Here is an 18,192-nt window from a genome sequence, read left to right on the forward strand (position 1 = left end):
GCGTCACGCGGGGGTCAGCAGGTCTGCGACCCCGCAGGGACGGCGATCGCGTCGAACGCGCTCTTGACCGCCACACAGGTCGGCGAGCCGGCGCCGTACAGCTCCTTCGCCGAGGCGATGGCGCCCTCGCGGGCCGCCTTGTAGTCGCTGCGCGAGGTCAGCTTGGTGGACAGGGTGCGGTACCAGACCTTCTCGACGGCTGCGCGGCCCGCGCCCGTGACGGCGGGGGCACCACCGCAGGTGGGGCTGTTGTAGGCGACACCGTTGACCGTCTTGGCGCCCGAGCCCTCCGAGGCCATGAAGAACCAGTGGTTCAGCGGCCCCGACGAGTAGTGCGGGTCGAGGTTCCGGGTGCTGGTGGTCCAGCAGTCCTGCGACCGGCCGTCCCTGCTCGGCTTGTCCATGTAGCGCAGCGGGGTGCCGTTGCCGTTGATGTCGATCTTCTCGCCGATCAGGTAGTCGCCCGGGTCGGCGGAGGAGTTGGCGTACCACTCCACGGCGGTGCCGAAGATGTCCGAGGTGGCCTCGTTGAGACCGCCGGCGTCACCGCGGTAGACGAGGCCTGCGGTGTTCTCGGTGACGCCGTGGCTCATCTCGTGGCCGGCGACGTCGATCGCGGTGAGGGGCTTGGCGTTGTTCGCGCCGTCGCCGTACGTCATCTGGGTGCCGTCCCAGAAGGCGTTCACGTAGGCGTTGCCGTAGTGGACCCGGCTGCGCGCGCCGGTGCCATCGTCCCAGATCCCGTTGCGGCCCAACACGTTCTTGTAGTAGTCGAACGTCTTCTCGGCACCGTAGTGCGCGTCGACCGCAGCGGTCTGCCGCGACGACACCGAGCCGTTGCCCCAGGCGTCGTCGGCGTCGGTGAACTGGGTGCCGGTGCCGGTGGTCGCGCCGTTCAGGTCGGTCGTGTAGTTGCCCACCGAGTCCTTGAGCAGGTAGCTGCCCCCCGACAGGGTCGTGCCGAGCGAGACGGTGCCCGAGTACATCGAGCTGCCGGTGCCGGGAGTGATCTCGTCCCAGGAGTCGAGCGTCGCCCCGGTCGTGGCGTCCACGACGGTGTGCAGGCGGCTCGGGGTCTGGTCGGCCTTGACACCCTCGCGGACCGTGTCCCAGGCGAGGCGCCCACCGGACTTCGCGGCATACACGACGAGGTCGGAGCGGGTCGCCCCGCCGGCGCGCGACGAGGCCTGGGCCGCACTCAGCCTGGGGGACGTCGAGGCGACGGCGACGGACCTGGCGGCGTTCCAGCGCACGGACCGGGTGACGCCCGCGGCAGAGCGCTCGACGACGAGGTCGCCGCCGACGACACGCAGGCCGTCGAAGGTGCGGTCGTAGCGGACGTGGACGGTGCCGTCCGGATCGGTGACCGTGGAGCGGACGACAAGGGCCTGCCCCGGGCCGAGGCCCAGCGCACGGGCCGCGTCGGCGACACGGGACTGCTCGGCGGCCACGCCGGGGGCGGGGCGGACTGCTGCGGCGGGGGCCGCGGACGCCGAGGAGAGCGGAACTCCTGCGGCGAGGACTGCGATGCCTGCGACGGCACCGGTGGTGAGACGGTTCACTGCGATCTCCTCCATGAGATGGGCGCGCCGGGGGCGGCGCTGGTGCGGTGGGAGCGGACCCGGGCCCGGAGGACGCCCGGGGCCGCCCCCACCGGTTCAGGGGCGACGCGTCAGCTCGTGGCGACCGACGTGTCGTCGACGACGAAGGACGTCTGGAGAGACGAGTCCTCGTTCATCAGGAACTTCACCGCCACCGTCTTGCCCTTCCAGGCGGTGAGGTTGAAGGACTTCAGCGTGTACGTCGCGTTGGTGCCGACGTTGGAGTACGTGGCCAGCGTCGTCGTGGTCGAGCCGTCGACGACCTGCACCTTCATCGTGTCGTATGCCGTGGTGCCCGACTCCGCGGTGTCCGTGCGCAGGTAGAACGACAGTGTCGCGCTGGTCACGGTCGAGGGGATCGAGACGCTCTGCTGCTCGGTCTCGGTGGCGGTGGTGCCGTTGCCGCCGAGCCACATCTTCCAGGAGCCGGTGCGGGCCGGACGCCCGGTGTCGTTGGTGATCGGGCCGGACGTGCCGGTCCAGATCGTCGCGCCCGACTCGAAGCCCGGGTTCTGCAGCAGGTTGCCGCTCGGCGGCGGCGTGGTGCCACCACTGCAGCTCGCGCTGCCGGCCGGGACCGCGATGGCGGTGAAGGCCTTCTCGACCGCGGCGCAGGTGGTGCTGCTCGCGCCGAACAGCTCGATCGCCGAGGTGATGGCGCCCTCACGGGCGTTCAGGTAGGTGCTGCCCGAGGTGAGCTTGGTGGACAGCGTGCGGTACCAGACCTTCTCGATGTTGGTGCGGCCTGCGCCCGTGACGGTGGAGCCGTCGCAGGTGGGGCTGTTGTACGAGACGCCGTTGATGGTCTTGGCGCCCGAGCCCTCGGAGGCCAGGTAGAACCAGTGGTTCAGCGGGCCCGAGGAGTAGTGCGGGTCGAGGCCGCCGAGCGAGGAGGACCAGCAGTCCTTGGAGGCGCCGTCCTTGGAGGGCTTGTCCATGTAGCGCAGCGGCGTCCCGTTGCCGTTGATGTCGATCTTCTCGCCGATGAGGTAGTCGCCGGGGTCGGCGGAGGAGTTGGCGTACCACTCCACGGCGGTGCCGAAGATGTCCGAGGTCGCCTCGTTGAGGCCGCCGGCGTCGCCGCTGTAGTTGAGGCCCGCCGTGTTCTCGGTGACGCCGTGGCTCATCTCGTGCGCCGCCACGTCGATCGCGGTCAGCGGCTTGGCGTTGTTCGCGCCGTCGCCGTAGGTCATCTGGGTGCCGTCCCAGAACGCGTTGTTGTACGCGTTGCCGTAGTGGACGCGGCTGCGGGCGCCGGTCCCGTTGTTCCAGATCCCGTTCCGGCCGAGCACGTTCTTGTAGTAGGCGAAGGTCTTCTCGGCGCCGTACTCGGCGTCCACGGCCGCGGTCTGGCGCGAGGACGTGGAGCCGTTGCCCCACACGTCGTCGGCGTCGGTGAACTGGGTGCCGGTGCCGCTCGTCGCCCCGTTGAGGTCGGTCGTGTAGTTCCCCACCGAGTCCTTGAGCAGGTAGGAGCTGCCGGACAGCGTGGTGTTCAGGGTCACCGTGCCGGAGTACATCGAGTTGCCGCTGCCGTTCTCGATCTCGTCCCACGAGGTGATGACGGCACCCGTCCTCGCGTCGACGACCGTGTGCAGCCGGCTCGGCGTCTGGTCGGCGCGGACCCCCTCGGTGAGGACGTCCCACGCGAGGCGCGGGGACCCGCTGCCCGCCCAGACGACCAGGTCGCCGTTGTTGGTCCGTGGGGCGTAGCCGGCCCGGCGCGAGCCCGAGGCCTCAGCCGCCGACTCGCTGACGGTCGGGGTCGTGGAGGAGACCGCGACCTTGCCGGTGGCGTTCCAGCGCACCGTGCGCAGGGCACCGCTCGAGGTCTTGTCGAGCACGAGGTCACCGCCGAGCACGCGCAGTCCCTTGAAGGTGCGGTCGTAGCGGACGTGCTGGGTGCCGTCGCGGTCGGTGACGACGGACCGCGGTACCAGCGTCTGGTCCTTGGAGAGGCCCAGCGCGTCGTGGTCGCGGTCGGCTGCGGCCGAGCTGGCGGAGGGGGCGGGAGTGGCGGACTGCGGTGCGGCTGCTGCTGCGGACAGTGGGGTCGCCACTGCCGCCGCGACTGCGACGCCGAGGGCGGCGCCGGTGGACAGTCGGATCACGGGTTCCTCTTCTCTGAGCGGGCGCAGGTGTGTGCTCCTGCGCTGCATGGGGTGACGCCGCGGTCCCTCCGGCGCGACGCGGGGATTGGTCGCTGGCTCGGGCGCCGTGCCGACCCAACCCCGCGTCCCGAGCGCCGGTCAACGAATCTGGCGAAGACTTTGCCAAAAGCGTGGAAACCCCTCTGCGACACCGAAAACGGACCCGGATTTCCCCCGCCTTTCGCCAAGCGCCGTCCATGCCCGCACCCGACCGAACGGTCAGGCTTCCGGCATGCGGACCGTCCGACCAGCATGTGGGCGCGTAACCCGCTCCCCCGCCGCCTCGTTGTCAGCACACCGGCGGCGCCAGCGGGCCCGCCCCCGAACCGTGGAGGCCCGATGACGCGCCGCTCCCCCAGGCACCACAGCCGCACCCGCACCACCTCGGCCCTGACCGCAGTCGTCCTGGCGGGCGCCGGGGTGCTGGCGACGGGCGCGACCGGCGCCGCTGCCGCCACCTCCGGCGACGGGGTCGACGTCTACACCGGCCTGCACTTCAGCGTCCCGGCCGGGAACGACGACCTCGGGCAGCCGCAGACCTGCACCATCGACGCCGACCTGTACCGGCCGCACTCCTCGGGCCCGGCGTCCCGCGTCCCGGCCATCCTGACGACGAACGGGTTCGGCGGGAGCAAGACCGACCAGGCCGGGCTGGGCCGGGCCTTCGCCGAGCGTGGCTACGCCGTCCTGTCGTACACCGGGCTCGGCTTCCCCGACAGCGGCTGCAAGATCTCGCTCGACGACCCGGGCGTCGACGGCAGGGCCGCGAGCGCGCTGGTGACGTTCCTCGGTGGCGGCGGTAGCGCGGCATACGACTCGGCGGAGGTGGGCGGCACGACGACCGGGCCGGGCTCGCTGGCCGTGGACTTCACGAAGCTCGACGACGCCGCCACCCACGACCCGCGCATCGGGATGATCGGCGGCTCGTACGGCGGACAGATCCAGTTCGCCACTGCCGCAACGGATCCGCGCGTCGACACCCTCGTCCCGCTCATCACGTGGAACGACCTGCGGTACTCCCTGGCGCCGAACAACACCAGCTTCACCAAGGGCGTCACGTACGCCAACTCGGCCCCGGGCACGGAGAAGCTCGGCTGGACCGACCTGTTCTTCGGGGTGGGCATCGCCGACGGCGTCCAGGGCGCGACGGTCGACCCGACCCGCGACGTCGGCTGCCCCAACTTCGTCCTCGAGGCGTGCCAGGCGAAGGCGACCCTCGACACCCTCGGGTACCCGACGAGCGACACCTACCGGCTCACCGACCGGGTCTCCGTCGGCCACTACACCGACCGGGTGGACGTCCCGACCTTCCTCATCCAGGGCGAGAACGACACCCTGTTCAACCTGCAGGAGGCGGTCGCGACCTACCGACAGCTGCGGTCGCGCGGCGTGCCGGTGACGATGGCCTGGCAGTCGTGGGGCCACTCCGGTGGTGCCAACGGCAACAGCGGCGCGGCCCCGGGCGAGCTCGACCTCTCCGGCCAGCACATCGAGGACACCTACCTCGGCCTGCGCATCAAGAACTGGTTCGACCACTACCTCAAGGACAGCACCGTCTCGACCGGCCCGGGCTTCGCGTACTTCCGCGACTGGGTGTCCTACACCGGCAGCGCCGCGCCCGCCTACGCGTCGGCGCCGAGCTACCCGGTCGGGACCCGCCGGTCCTGGTACCTCTCGGCCGGCGACGAGCTCGTGTCCTCCAGGTCGGCGATCCTGCCCGGCACCACCTCCTGGTCCAACCCCGGGGGCGGCGCCCCGGCGTCGTACACCGAGGTGTCCGGCCTCGAGGGCCAGGTCTCGCTGCCGTCCGGCCTGACGACGCCGTACGACACCCCGGGGACCTTCGGCGCCTGGACGACCTCCCCCCTGGCGACGCCGGTGACCGTCGTGGGCTCCCCGACGCTCGACGTCCGGTTCGACTCGCCCGTCGTCGCCGGGACGCAGGCCATCGGCCCGAGCGGCCAGCTCCAGGTCTTCGCCAAGCTCTACGACGTGGCGCCCGACGGCACGCAGGTGCTGGTGCACAAGCTGATCAGCCCGGTCCGCGTCGCCGACGTCACCCAGCCGGTGCACATCGAGCTGCCGGCGATCGTCCACCGCGTGGAAGCCGGGCACCGGCTGCGGCTCGTCCTGGCCAGCACCGACGCGGCATACAAGAACGCGTATGCCGTGCAGCCGGTGACGGTGCACGCCTCGCCGACGGAGCCCGCGACGCTGTCCATCCCTACGGTCGGCTGAGGCGCCGCCCGGGCGTGGCCCGGGTCACACGGAAGGCGTTGCCGCGCAGGACCTAGGGCCCTCGTGGGGCCGGTGGGCCGGTTGAAGCATGGAGGTGCAGACAACCGGGCCATCGGCCCACCGAGGAGGAAACCGCAATGACAACCGTCCAGCGCCACCCCAGGCTCGACGTCCTCGTCGAACATGACGTGGTGACCCATGTGGCAGCCCGCAGGATGCTCGCGGTGCTGCGCGTCGCCTTCGGGCTCACCTTCCTGTGGGCCTTCTTCGACAAGCTGCTCGCCCTCGGCTGGGCGACCGGCACCAGCCAGACCACCGGAGCGGTGGACCGGTTCGGACCGGCCGCGTGGATCCACGGCGGCAGCCCCACGACGGGCTTCCTGAAGTCCGTCGACCCGGGCAACTGGTTCCACGGCTTCTTCACCGGCATGGCCGGGCACGCCTACGCGGACTGGCTGTTCATGATCGGCCTCGCCGGGATCGGGCTCGCCCTGACCCTCGGCATCGGGATGCGGATCGCCGCAGCGACCGGCGCGCTGCTCTACGCCTTCATGTGGGCGGCATCGTTCCCGCTGGCCAACAACCCTGTGATCGACGACCACGTCATCGGTGCGGTCACCGTGATCGCGCTGGCGCTCGTCCTCGCCGGTGACGAGTGGGGCTTCGGGCAGCGCTGGGCCCGTACGTCCCTGGTTCGCCGGTACGGATGGCTGCGGTAACCCGCAGCAGGCCGCGCCTCCACGGCGCGGCACGGGAGGGGCCGGGGCGGACGCCCGGCCCCTTCTTCGTGCCCGGGCGGCTCGTGCCCGCGTCGTGCTCGATCCGTGCCCGCGAGGGTCAGAGGGGGGTGACGTTCCCCCGGACCCACTCGACGATCTCGGTCGTGGTGGCGCCGGGGGTGAAGACCTTCGCCACGCCGATCTTCTCCAGCTCGGGGAGGTCGCCCTCGGGGATGATCCCGCCACCGAAGACCACGATGTCCGCCGCGTCGCGCTCGCGCAGGAGCTCCATGACCTTGGCGAACAGGGTCATGTGGGCGCCGGAGAGGACCGACAGGCCCACCGCGTCGGCGTCCTCCTGGATCGCTGCCTCGACGATCTGCTCGGGGGTCTGGTGCAGGCCGGTGTAGACGACCTCCATGCCCGCGTCGCGAAGTGCGCGGGCGACGACCTTGGCGCCACGGTCATGTCCGTCGAGCCCGGGCTTGGCCACGACGACGCGCAGGGGGGAGTCACTCATGAGCGCAGACTAGCCACTCCCCGGGGCCCTCCCCGACACGGCGTGAGGTGACCCACGTCCCGCAGGGCCGTCTCGTGCGGGCGCGTCCGGCCTGCAGGATGCGCCGACACCGTCTAGGTTCGGCACGTCATGTCGCAGAGCGCCTCCCGCCCGCGTCGACGTCCCGCAGCGCCGCGGGCCACGTCGCACTCGCCCGCGCGCCCCGGCCACCCCCTCGCACGAGCGGCGGCACGCGCCGTGTCCGCCGCCGAGGCCGCGGGCGACATCGTCGGCGGGGCCGCCAAGGCGCTCGCCACGCCGACCGGCGTGGTGGGGGCCGCCGTGGAAGCCGCCTGGCTCACCACCCACATGGCCCTGTACCCCTGGGGCCTGCTCGGCCGGCACGGGCGCGAGAGCCAGCTCGGCTACCGGGTGGAGCACCTGCCCCCGGTGCAGCGTGGGCTGGTCATCTCCGACGTCGAGGCCGCCGGGACCCCGATCCTGCTCGTGCACGGCATGGTCGACAACCGGTCGATCTTCACGCTGCTGCGGCTGGGGCTGCGCCGGCGCGGGTTCGGCCGCGTGACCAGCATGAACTACTCGCCCTTCACCACGGACGTCCGCACGGCAGCAGCCCGGCTGGCGGAGGAGGTCGAGGCCCTGGTGGCCGAGACCGGCTACGAGCGGATCCACGTCGTCGGCCACTCGATGGGCGGGCTCATCGCGCGCTACTACGTCACCCGCCTGGGCGGGGACGAGCGCGTCCACACCCTCGTCACACTCGGAACCCCGCACCAGGGCACCTACACGGCATACGGCTGGCACAGCTCGCTCACCCGCCAGCTGCGACCCGGCAGCGGCCTCATGCGCGAGCTCGACCAGCCCGTCGAGGACTGCCGCACCCGCTTCGTCGTCTACTGGTCGGACCTGGACCAGATGGTCTTCCCGCAGCGGCACGGCGCCCTCGACCACCCCGACCTGGCGGCGCGCAACATCCCGCTCCACGGGGTCGGGCACATGTCGCTGCCGATCCTGGGGAGCGTCGTCCACGGCATCTCCTCCACGCTGGCCCACCTCGACACCGAGGGCCACACGGTCACGCCGGGCGTCACGGAACTGCACCCGAACGGGTCCTGACGGGAAAAAATACCGGGACGAAACGGACGGTTTTCGCCGAGTCGATTTTGGGTAACGAACCGGTCACGCTAACCTCGGTGACTCCCGTGTCCCCCCGCACGTCAGGTCATCACTTCGTGAGTTCTTCCTCCTACGAGGGCCGTCACCGCGCCCCGGGTCGCCACCGCGCACCCCGTCGTGGTGCCCGCATCCCTGTCGGACTGAAGAGCGGCTTCCTCCTCCCGAGCGCAGCCGCCGCCGCACTCGTCGTCACTGCGAGCGGCGCCACCGTCGCCGAGTCCGCCCCCACCGTCTTCGACCTGTCCGGGTCGGTGGCCAAGACCAGGGCGGCGAACGCCGCGGCCGCCGAGTTCGACCGCGTCGAGTCCGAGCAGCAGCGTGAGGTGCAGGCCTCCGCGGCCGCCACCCGCGCCACCGAGGCCCAGCGGATCGCGCGGGACGCCGAGCGCCGCAGCATCGCCAAGAAGCAGGCCGCTGCCGCGGCGGTGCGCAAGGCCGAGGCCGCCCGCAAGGCCCGCGAGAAGTGGGTGCCCGCCATCGCGGGGGCCGCCTTCACCTCGGGCTTCGGCTGGCGCTGGGGCAAGATGCACGAGGGCAACGACTTCGCCACCCCGGTCGGGACGCCGGTCCACTCGATGTCCACCGGCACGGTCACGTTCGCCGGGTGGGAGAGCGGCTACGGCAACAAGGTCGAGATCACGTACTGGGACGGGACCCTCTCCGTGTACGCCCACCTGAGCTCGATCCAGGTCTCGGTCGGCGACAAGGTCGACCCCGGTGAGGTCGTCGCCCTGTCGGGCAACACCGGCCACTCGACCGGCCCCCACCTGCACCTCGAGATCCACCCCAACGGCGGCGCGGCCATCGACCCGGCCCCGTGGCTGCACGCCCACGGCCTGCAGTAACCGGCTTCGCACCCGTCACGACGGAGCCCCGCGACCACCCGGTCGCGGGGCTCCGTCGTGCTGGCTTGGTGGGCCGTGGCTGGCGTCAGAGCTTCTCGAGGGGGGCGTAGCGCAGCAGGAAGCGCTTGACGCCGGTGTCGCCGCCGAAGTCGACGTGGGCCTGGGTCTTGTCACCCTCGCCCTCGGTCTTGACGACCGTGCCGAGGCCGTAGGAGTCGTGGGTGACCTTGTCGCCGGCGTGCAGCGCGATGAGGGGCCGGTTGCCGGGCGACCGGACACCCGGACGCGCGGCCAGGGTCGCCACGGCGGGCGTCGACGGCCGGCGGGTCGACGTCGCAGCCTCGGCCCGCTGCCAGTCGAGCAGGTGCACCGGGATCTCGTCGAGGAACCGGCTCGGTGGGTTGTACTGCGGCGCACCCCACGCCGAGCGGACCGCGGCCCGCGACAGGTGGAGCCGCTCCCGGGCCCGGGTGATGCCGACGTACGCGAGCCGGCGCTCCTCCTCGAGCTCCTTGGGGTCGCCGAGCGCCCGCAGGTGCGGGAACGTGCCGTCCTCGAGGCCGGTGAGGAACACGACGGGGAACTCCAGGCCCTTGGCCGTGTGCAGCGTCATGAGGGTGACGACGCCCTGGTCGGCCGCCTCCTCGTTGTCGGGGATCTCGTCGGCGTCCGCGACCAGCGACACCTGCTCGAGGAAGTCCTCGAGGCTGGCGACCTCACCCGTCTCGGCCCGCGTCTCGTCGAACTCCTGGGCGACGGCGACGAGCTCGGCGAGGTTCTCGATGCGCGTCTCGTCCTGGGGGTCGTGCGAGGCCCGGAGCTCGGCGAGGTAGCCGGACCGGTCGAGCACGGCCTCCAGCAGCTCGGCCACGCCGCGCTCGTCGTCGGCGTGGACCTCGCCGAGGCCCTCGAGCAGGGAGGTGAAGCCCTTGATCGCGGTGACCGAGCGCGTGGCGATGCCGGGGGCGTCCTCGGGACGGCCGAGGGCGGCGACGAACGGGATCCGCTCGCGCTCGGCGAGGGCGGCGATGCACGCCTCCGCGCGGTCGCCGATGCCCCGCTTGGGCACGTTGAGGATGCGGCGCAGGTTCACCGTGTCGGCGGGGTTGGAGAGCACGCGCAGGTATGCCAGTGCGTCCTTGACCTCGCGGCGCTCGTAGAACCGCGTGCCGCCGACGACCTTGTACGGCAGGCCGACGCGGACGAAGACCTCCTCCAGGGCACGGGACTGGGCGTTGGTGCGGTAGAAGACCGCGACGTCCTTGGGCTTGACGCCTGCCCTGTCGGCGAGCTCGTCGATCGTCTTGGCGACGAAGGCGGCCTCGTCGTGCTCGTTGTCGGCGACGTAGCCGACGATCAGGTCGCCGTCGCCGCTGTCGGTCCACAGGTTCTTCTTGCGCCGCTCGGGGTTGCGGGCGATGACCGAGTTCGCGGCCTGGAGGATCGTCTGGGTCGACCGGTAGTTCTGCTCGAGCAGGATGGTCCGGGCGTCCGGGTAGTCCTGCTCGAACTCGATGATGTTGCGGATCGTGGCGCCGCGGAAGGCGTAGATCGACTGGTCGGCGTCACCGACCACGACCAGCTCGGCCGGCTCGACGACGGGGCCGTCGGAGCGCCCGGGCGCCGAGCCGTAGCCGCCGACGAGCTCGCGGACGAGCTGGTACTGGGCGTGGTTGGTGTCCTGGTACTCGTCGACGAGGACGTGGCGGAACCGGCGTCGGTAGTGCTCGGCGACGTCGGGGAAGGCCTGCAGGATGTTGACCGTCGTCATGATGAGGTCGTCGAAGTCCAGCGCGTTCGCGGCCCGCAGGCGGCGCTGGTACTCGGTGTACGCCTCGGCGAGCATGCGCTCCTGGTGCGTGCCCTCGGTGACCCGGGAGGAGAAGGTCTCCTCGTCGACGAGCTCGTTCTTGAGGTTGCTCACCTGGTGGCTGAACGACCGCGGCGGGTAGCGCTTCGGGTCGAGGTCGAGGTCTCGCAGGACGAGAGCCATGAGCCGCTGGCTGTCGGCCGCGTCGTAGATGGAGAAGGTGGACTTCAGGCCGACCTTGCCCGCCTCGCGGCGCAGGATCCGCACGCACGCGCTGTGGAACGTCATGACCCACATCGCCTTGGCCCGGGGCCCGACGAGGGCCGCGACGCGCTCGCGCATCTCGGCGGCGGCCTTGTTCGTGAAGGTGATCGCGAGGACCTGGCCCGGCTGCACCCCACGGGCCGCGAGCAGGTAGGCGATGCGGTTGGTGAGCACGCGGGTCTTGCCCGAGCCGGCACCGGCGACGATGAGCAGCGGGCTGCCCTCGTGCAGCACCGCTGCACGCTGCTGCGGGTTGAGCCCCTCGAGCAGCGCCTCGGGGTCGACCGCGGCGTGCGATCCCTCGCCGGGCCCACCGGGTATGCCGCCGGGCCGGCCCTCGGCCGCGGCCTGCGCCCACGTGGGCACGCCACGCTCGTCGACGGCGGTCGCGCGCGCCGTCGCCGCGCTCGGGCGCCCGCCGGAGTCGCCGGAGGGCCCCTGCTTGTCGGAGGGGAAGAGGTCGTCGAACAGCGTGCTCATGTCCCCCCAAGCCTACGTGGCGAGGACGACACCCACGAACGCCACGAGCCGGGCCAGCAGGGCGGGCGCGGGCGGTGTCGTGAGCATCGGGACAGCGCGTGCGTACAGCGCCCACCCGGGGTGGTCGCGCCGCGGCTCAGCGGGGGTGGTCGCGGCCGGTCGGGGCGGACACGGCATCCGGCGCGTCCCCCCAGCCGGCCGTGCGGCGGACCCGCGCCCGGGGCAGCGCGTCGCGGACCAGCGGTGCGACCACGGCGATCGGGGCCGGGCGCTGCCAGGCGGACCGCAGCCGCGCCCGTCGCTCGAGGTCGAGCTGGACGAGCACCTGCTCGACGGCCGCGAGCACCGAGCCGCGCAGCAGCCACAGCTCGAGGCGCCCCTCGGGCCGGCTCGTGAGCAGCTCGGTGAGGATGGCCCGGGTCTCCCGCAGGATCTCCAGGCTCTCCGCGAGCGCCTCCTCGGCCCGCTCCTCGGCGCCACCCGCCTCCGCGTGGACGAGGCGGCCGTAGGCGCGCAGGCAGTCGGCGATGTCGGCGAGCACCACCGAGAACGCGAGCCGGGCGTCCTCGTCGAAGGCGGCGTCGGCCTCGGCGTCGGCGTGCTCGTCCTCCTCCGGCGGCAGCTCGGCGAGGATCACCGTGAAGAGGGCGCGGATCGCCAGCACCGTCGCCTCGAGCCGGTCGAGGCCCTCACGCAGCCCGGGCTCGACGTCGGCCGTGGTGAGGGCGCGCGGGTTGAACCGCCTGCCCTCCTTGACCTGCGTGACGACCGCCGACGCCTCGGCCACCTGCGAGGCCACGCCGCGGGTCTCGTCCGCCCACCGCTCGACCTCGGCGCGGCGCAGGCGCTGGTCGGCCATGGACCTCGCCGCGCCGTCGAGGCAGTCCGCCGTGGCGTACGCGACGCGCAGCACCGCCACGCCGGCCCGGCCTGTGGGCACGGCCGAGGGCAGCACGAGGTTGAACAGGACCCCGACGGCGGCGCCCACGAGGGTCAGGGCGACGCGGGCCTCGGCGGCGACGTCGGGCGACCCCACCGCCAGGATGAGCATCGCGCTGATGGGGACCTCGAGGGCCTGCTCGCCGAGCCGGAACACACGGGCCAGGAAGAGCGAGGCGGCGATGACCGCCGCGAGGCTCCACCACGACAACCCCGCCAGCGCCGAGAACCCCACTGCGACGAGGACGCCCGTGAGGACGGCGCCCACCCGCAGCAGGCTCATCCGCAGAGTCGAGAACGCCGAGGCCTGCACGACGAGCAGCGCGGTCAGCGGCGCCGTGAGGTCGACGGAGATCCCGGTCACCTGGCGCGCGATGAGCCACGCGACGACGGCAGCGGTCGTCAGCCGGAGCACCCAGGACACGGTCGGGCGCAGCCGTGCGGGCACGTCGCGCCAGCGCGTCGGCCGCCCCGGCCACGCTCGGTCCGCGGCAGCCGACAGCCCCGCGCGCACCCGGCTCCTGTCCGCCACCACGGAAGGGTTGCACGGCCGGGGCCGGTGCGACAGGCGGAGCGACGCCGGGCAGGGACGTCTACGGTGACCGGGTGGCCGACACCGGGCAGGACGCAGCCGTCGAGGACCTCGGGCGCCCGGGTGGCGGGCGGTCCCCGTCCCCGGCATACCCCGCCGAGGCGCCGCACCCGCTGACCGGCCAGCTGTTCCCCTCCCCCGTCCCGCCAGGCACGGGCTGGCCCGGTGACCCGGCGACCGCAGCCACCCCCGCGGCGCAACGGCCTGCCGACGTCACGCGCCTCGCGGGCGACGCGACCACCGTCGCCGAGCTCGACGCCCGCATCTCCGTCTGCCGTGCCTGCCCCCGACTCGTGCAGTGGCGCGAGGACGTCGCCACCGCGGGGCGCCGGGCGTCGTTCGCCGACCAGCCGTACTGGGGCCGCCCCGGTCCCGGCTTCGGCGACCCCGCCGCCGAGCGGATGATCGTCGGGCTGGCCCCGGCCGCCAACGGCACCAACCGCACCGGGCGCATGTTCACCGGCGACCGCTCCGGGGACTGGCTGTATGCCGCGCTGCACCGCGCGGGGTACGCCACCCAGCCGACCTCGGTGGCGGCGGGCGACGGGCTGGAGCTCCACGGCATACGCATCGTGGCGACGGTGCGTTGCGCCCCGCCGGCCAACCAGCCGACCACGGCCGAGAAGGCCACCTGCGCACCGTGGCTCGACCGCGACCTGCAGCTGGCGGCACCGCGGCTGCGCACGATGATGGCGCTGGGCTCGATCGGCTGGGACGCCGCCCTGGGCGCGGCGCGCCGGCTGGGGTGGGTGGTGCCGCGCCCGAAGCCGCGGTTCGGCCACGGCGCCGAGGCCGTGCTGGGGATGCCCGACGGTCGCGAGGTGCGGCTCGTCGGCTGCTACCACGTGAGCCAGCAGAACACGTTCACGGGCAAGCTCACCGAGGCGATGCTCGACGCCGCGATCGCCCGGCTGCGATAGTGCCCGGGTGGTCCTGCTCGCCACCCCGCACGTCCGGTTCCACCGCTCGTTCCTCGAGGCGGCGGACGAGTTCAGGGCGGCCGGGGAGCAACAGTACGACGGGATCCTCGACTGGCCGCCCGAGGGGGACTTCCCCGGCCTGCGGTTCACCCGCGAGGGGCTCGAGGACCCCGACCAGTTCCGGCGCCTCGTCGACAACCGGACCGGCGACGAGCTCCCCGGGAGCCTGCGCCCGCCCGGCTGGACCACCGCCACCCACTGGTGGCTCGAGGACCCCGACGAACCGGACCGCTACGTCGGCGCGATCTCGTTGCGGCACAGCATCACCCACCCGCTGCTGGCCAGCACCGGCGGTCACGTCGGCTACGGCGTCCGGCCCACGGCGAGGCGGCGCGGCATCGCCAAGGACGGACTGCGGCAGGTCGTCCCGCGTGCGGCCCGGCGCGGCATCCCGCGGCTGCTGGTGACCTGCGACGTCGACAACGTCGCCTCCGCCCGGGTCATCGAATCCTGCGGCGGCGTGCTCGAGGGCGAGCTCCAGGGCAAGCGCCGCTACTGGGTCGACACGGGCGCCTGACCCCGGGCCGCCAGCGGCAGCCGGACCCGGAAGCATGCGCCTCCCTCGGGGGCGACGTCCGCCTCGACGCGGCCGCCCATGCCGGTCACCAGCTCGTGCACCAGGGCCAGGCCCAGACCCGTGCCGACGGGGCGCACGCCCCGGTACCGGTCGTGCAGGGCCGACCGCTCGAACGCGACGGCCCGGTCCTCCTCGGTCAGCCCGGGGCCGCCGTCGCGTACCTCCAGCACCGCCTCGCCTCCCGCGACCCGCAGGGCCAGCACGAGCGGCTGTCCGGCCGGCGTCACGCGGAGCGCGTTCTCGGCCAGCCCGTCGAGCGCCTGCCGGACCCTGGCAGGGTCGCCCACCACGACCACGGCGCCGGGCGGGCGGTCGAGGCCGAAGGCGAGACCCTCGGCCTCGCACCGCCGGCGCCACACCTGGCCGGCGTCGTCCACGAGCCCGCCGAGGTCGAACGGCCCGACGTCGTACCGGAAGTCGTCGGCGCCGACCCGGGCGAGGTCGAGCAGGTCGGAGACCAGCCGCTCCAGCCGCGACGACTCGGCCACGATGGTCGCGCCCGCGGCGGGCACCGCCGGCCCCGTGGCGACCCCGTCGGCGAGCGCCTCGCCGAACCCGCGGATCGCGGTCAGCGGCGTGCGCAGCTCGTGCGAGACGGACATGAGGAACTGCCGCTGCCTGCGCTCGCTGTGCTCGAGGGCCTCGGCGAGGACGTTGAGCGAGGCGCCGACCTCAGCGAGCTCCGCCGGCCCCTCGGGGGTGACCCGCACCGACCGCTCCCCCGAGGCCAGCCGGTGGGCGGCAGCCGCTGTCCGCCTCAGCGGGGCGGCGAGGCGCCGTGCGAACGGCACCGCCACGCCGACCGCGACCACCAGCCCGACGACGAGGGCGAGGAGCACCCGGTCGAAGAGCCGTAGCGTCTGCCCGATCGCCAGGTCCGTGCGCTGCGCGAACACGACGACCTGCCCCGAGGCCAGGGGCCGGACCTCGACGAGGACCTGACGGCCGTCGATGCGCAGCGTGCGGGACACCTCCTGGTCCCGGTCCCCCTGCGGCAGGCGGGTGTATGCCGCGCGGGCGAGTGGGTCGCCGACGAGCCGTCCGGTCGTCGTGAGCCAGGCGGCGGGGGTGTCCTGCCGCCGGACGACGCGCAGCGACGGGCCGATGTCGGCGGGGCGGCTCGCGTCGAGGACTGCGGCGACGAGGTCGGCCTTGCTGTGCAACGCCTTGCGGGCCTGCGACTGGTCGGCCGACCGCACGAGCCCGAGGGAGACGAGGGCAGCCACGACGACGGCGACGGTCGCCACGGCCGCCATCGCCACCGCGGTGCGGCGGACGAGGTCGCCCGGCCGCCTCACGAACGCTCCACGCCGTAGCCGACGCCCCGGACGGTCCGGATGGGGCTGGCCGCACCGAGCTTCGAGCGCAGCTGCGCCACGTGGACGTCGACCGTGCGCGAGGCGTCGTCCGCCGGGTAGCCCCAGACCGCCGACAACAGCTCGGCCCGCGTGTAGACCCGGCCCGGCCGCGCCATGAGGTGGGCCAGCAGGTCGAACTCGGTGGTGGTCAGCGCCAGCGGTGTCCCGCCGACGGTCGCCCGCCGGGTGTCCGGCTCGAGCACGACCGCGCCGACGGCGAGGCGGGGCGCGGGGGTCGAGGCGGCGTCGCGGGCCCGCTGCTGGCGGCGGACGAGCGAGCGCACCCGAGCGGCCAGCTCCCGGGGCGAGTACGGCTTGGTGACGTAGTCGTCGGCGCCCAGCTCGAGACCGAGGATCCGGTCCACCTCGTCGTCGCGCGCGGTGACGAAGACGACCGGCGTCCAGTCGTCGGCCGCGCGGAGCCGCCGGCACACCTCGATCCCGTCCATGGCCCCGGGCAGCCCGATGTCGAGCAGCACGACGTCGACGCCACCGGCTGCGAGCCGGTCGAGGGCGGAGGCACCGTCGCCGACGAGGACGACGTCGTGCCCGTCGCGCTCGAGGTAGAGCCGGGCGACCTCGGCGATGGCCGGCTCGTCCTCCACGAGCAGCACCGTGGTCGCGGTCATCGGCGGGGTCCCATGGCGCAACGCTGGCGGACGTGCCGGGGCCGCGGCAAGGCCGACGCGGCGGTCGGCGCCGATCGAGGGCCCCCTGCGCCCGAACCCGAACACTCCCCGAACATTCCCGTCACACTCCCCGCACACCGACCCGGCACCGTTGCCGGCATGACAACGCGCACTCTCCTCGTCCGGTGCGCCGCCCTGCTCACTGCCGGTGCGGCCCTCGTCCACGTCGGTGTCGCCGGCCAGCACTTCTCGGAGTGGTGGGCCGCGGGACTGTTCTTCCTCGTCGTCGCCGCCGCGCAGATCGGCTGGGCCTTGTGGGTCTGGTCGCGGCCGGCGACGCGCACGATCCTCCTGGCGGGGGCTGCCGGCTCGGTGGCGCTGGTCCTGCTCTGGGTGGTGTCCCGCACCAGCGGGCTGCCGTTCGGGCCGGGGGCCGGCGTCGCCGAGCCGGTCGGTGCCGCCGACGTCGTCTGCGGGGTGCTCGAGGTGCTGGCCGCAGCGCTGGCAGTCGTCGCCACCGCCACGACGCGGCAGCGCCTCGCCGGGCCGGCACCCCGCCGGGCCGCGGGCATCACCGCGGGCGTCGCGGCGCTCGTCGTGCTCGCCGGCGGGTCGGCCCTCGCCGCCCCGTCCCACGACCACACCGACCTCGCCTCGGCCACGACCGGAGCCCACGACCACGCCACGGGCACCGGCACGGCCGGCGGCCCCGGGCACGGCCACCACGACGTGCCCAACCTGCCGGACACCTCGAAGGCCACCGCAGCCCAGACCGCCGCCGCCCGCGACCTGCTGGAGCGCACCATCGCCGCGACCGCGGCATACCGGGACCCGGCCGTCGCCACGAAGGCGGGCTTCGACGTGCAGGCCGCCTACGAGCGCAAGGTGGCGAAGATGACCGCCGCCGGGCACACGCCGAGGAACGGCCTGGTCATGGCGATCCACGTGCCCAACAAGGCCAACCGCAAGGACGGCCGCATCCTCGACCCGACCAAGCCGGAGACGCTGGTCTACGCGCACACGGCCCAGGGGAAGTTCGAGCTCGTCGGGGTGATGTTCACGGCCGAGAGGAAGACGCCGCCCGCGCTCTACCAGCCGTACCTGCGGTGGCACACGCACACCTTCTGCGTCGGCGGCGGCACGCCGAAGGTCAAGCCGGAGAACGGTTCCTGCCCGGCCGGGACGACCGAGCGCGAGACGGGCGCGATGACCCACGTGTGGTTCGTGAGCCCCGACAAGCTGGCGCAGGCGTTCGCCCGTCGGGCCCCGGTCAAGGCACTGCTCGCCTACCAGAAGTCGCTCGCCTAGGGTCGC

Annotated in this window: 14 protein-coding genes; 7 read left to right on the top strand and 7 right to left on the bottom strand. The window is 73.3% G+C overall.

Annotated features, from left to right (window positions below; genetic code table 11):
* Positions 1-14 precede the first annotated feature (14 nt).
* A complete protein-coding gene (locus J2X64_RS04205) occupies positions 15-1,562 on the bottom strand; it encodes a M4 family metallopeptidase (RefSeq protein ID WP_310150075.1) in 1,548 nt (515 codons plus the stop codon).
* Between the two features lie 110 nt (positions 1,563-1,672).
* Positions 1,673-3,712 (bottom strand): M4 family metallopeptidase, encoded by a 2,040-nt coding sequence (locus J2X64_RS04210; protein ID WP_310150077.1) that lies wholly within the window; start codon positions 3,710-3,712, stop codon positions 1,673-1,675.
* A 378-nt stretch (positions 3,713-4,090) separates the two neighbouring features.
* Here J2X64_RS04210 and J2X64_RS04215 point away from each other — a divergent pair, with 378 nt between their 5' ends.
* Both J2X64_RS04215 and J2X64_RS04220 read left to right on the top strand, forming a co-directional pair.
* Positions 4,091-5,989, top strand: a complete 1,899-nt coding sequence (locus tag J2X64_RS04215; protein WP_310150079.1) for an alpha/beta fold hydrolase — start codon at positions 4,091-4,093, stop codon at positions 5,987-5,989.
* A gap of 137 nt (positions 5,990-6,126) precedes the next feature.
* Positions 6,127-6,708, top strand: coding sequence for a hypothetical protein (locus J2X64_RS04220; protein ID WP_310150082.1), 582 nt, complete (start codon positions 6,127-6,129; stop codon positions 6,706-6,708).
* A gap of 118 nt (positions 6,709-6,826) precedes the next feature.
* On the opposite strand, the gene J2X64_RS04225 is transcribed toward J2X64_RS04220, so the two are convergent.
* Complete coding sequence (locus J2X64_RS04225; RefSeq protein WP_310150085.1) at positions 6,827-7,228, bottom strand: cobalamin B12-binding domain-containing protein; 402 nt, start codon at positions 7,226-7,228, stop codon at positions 6,827-6,829.
* A gap of 237 nt (positions 7,229-7,465) precedes the next feature.
* On the opposite strand from J2X64_RS04225, the gene J2X64_RS04230 reads away from it, so the two are divergent.
* Together J2X64_RS04230 and J2X64_RS04235 are read left to right on the top strand one after the other, a co-directional pair.
* On the top strand, positions 7,466-8,344 hold the full coding sequence (locus tag J2X64_RS04230) for an alpha/beta fold hydrolase (protein ID WP_310150088.1): 879 nt from the start codon (positions 7,466-7,468) through the stop codon (positions 8,342-8,344).
* A gap of 116 nt (positions 8,345-8,460) precedes the next feature.
* A complete protein-coding gene (locus tag J2X64_RS04235) occupies positions 8,461-9,249 on the top strand; it encodes a M23 family metallopeptidase (RefSeq protein ID WP_310150092.1) in 789 nt (262 codons plus the stop codon).
* Positions 9,250-9,334: 85 nt separating this feature from the next.
* Here the strand turns inward: J2X64_RS04235 and pcrA are convergent, their stop codons facing one another.
* Positions 9,335-11,803, bottom strand: a complete 2,469-nt coding sequence (gene pcrA, locus J2X64_RS04240; RefSeq protein ID WP_310150094.1) for a DNA helicase PcrA — start codon at positions 11,801-11,803, stop codon at positions 9,335-9,337.
* A 136-nt stretch (positions 11,804-11,939) separates the two neighbouring features.
* Positions 11,940-13,274, bottom strand: a complete 1,335-nt coding sequence (locus tag J2X64_RS04245; RefSeq protein ID WP_310150096.1) for an aromatic acid exporter family protein — start codon at positions 13,272-13,274, stop codon at positions 11,940-11,942.
* Positions 13,275-13,447: 173 nt separating this feature from the next.
* On the opposite strand from J2X64_RS04245, the gene J2X64_RS04250 reads away from it, so the two are divergent.
* Both J2X64_RS04250 and J2X64_RS04255 read left to right on the top strand, forming a co-directional pair.
* Positions 13,448-14,254: a uracil-DNA glycosylase gene (locus J2X64_RS04250; RefSeq protein ID WP_310153113.1), complete on the top strand. Its 807-nt coding sequence runs from the start codon at positions 13,448-13,450 to the stop codon at positions 14,252-14,254.
* 7 nt (positions 14,255-14,261) lie between these two features.
* Entirely contained in the window at positions 14,262-14,831 is a 570-nt protein-coding gene (locus J2X64_RS04255; protein ID WP_310150097.1) for a GNAT family N-acetyltransferase, read from the top strand.
* Here J2X64_RS04255 and J2X64_RS04260 read toward each other — a convergent pair.
* On the bottom strand, positions 14,807-16,189 hold the full coding sequence (locus tag J2X64_RS04260) for a HAMP domain-containing sensor histidine kinase (RefSeq protein WP_310150099.1): 1,383 nt from the start codon (positions 16,187-16,189) through the stop codon (positions 14,807-14,809). The genes J2X64_RS04255 and J2X64_RS04260 overlap by 25 nt on opposite strands.
* On the bottom strand, positions 16,186-16,878 hold the full coding sequence (locus tag J2X64_RS04265) for a response regulator transcription factor (protein WP_310150102.1): 693 nt from the start codon (positions 16,876-16,878) through the stop codon (positions 16,186-16,188). Before J2X64_RS04265 ends, J2X64_RS04260 begins: the two co-directional genes overlap by 4 nt.
* Positions 16,879-17,037: 159 nt before the next feature.
* Between J2X64_RS04265 and J2X64_RS04270 the strand changes: the two genes are divergently transcribed.
* Positions 17,038-18,186 carry a hypothetical protein gene (locus J2X64_RS04270; protein ID WP_310150104.1) on the top strand — a complete coding sequence of 383 codons (1,149 nt, stop codon included), beginning with the start codon at positions 17,038-17,040 and terminating at the stop codon, positions 18,184-18,186.
* Positions 18,187-18,192: the final 6 nt, after the last annotated feature.

The organism is Phycicoccus sp. 3266, assembly GCF_031456495.1.
Classification (GTDB): Bacteria; Actinomycetota; Actinomycetes; order Actinomycetales; family Dermatophilaceae; genus Pedococcus.

Bases quoted from the DNA above. Each gene is read 5' to 3' on its own strand.
- J2X64_RS04220 (WP_310150082.1), top strand. From the start codon at position 6,127: ATGACAACCGTCCAGCGCCACCCCAGGCTCGACGTCCTCGTCGAACAT.
- J2X64_RS04270 (WP_310150104.1), top strand. From the start codon at position 17,038: ATGACAACGCGCACTCTCCTCGTCCGGTGCGCCGCCCTGCTCACTGCC.
- J2X64_RS04225 (WP_310150085.1), bottom strand. From the start codon at position 7,228: ATGAGTGACTCCCCCCTGCGCGTCGTCGTGGCCAAGCCCGGGCTCGAC.
- pcrA (WP_310150094.1), bottom strand. From the start codon at position 11,803: ATGAGCACGCTGTTCGACGACCTCTTCCCCTCCGACAAGCAGGGGCCC.
- J2X64_RS04215 (WP_310150079.1), top strand. From the start codon at position 4,091: ATGACGCGCCGCTCCCCCAGGCACCACAGCCGCACCCGCACCACCTCG.
- J2X64_RS04265 (WP_310150102.1), bottom strand. From the start codon at position 16,878: ATGACCGCGACCACGGTGCTGCTCGTGGAGGACGAGCCGGCCATCGCC.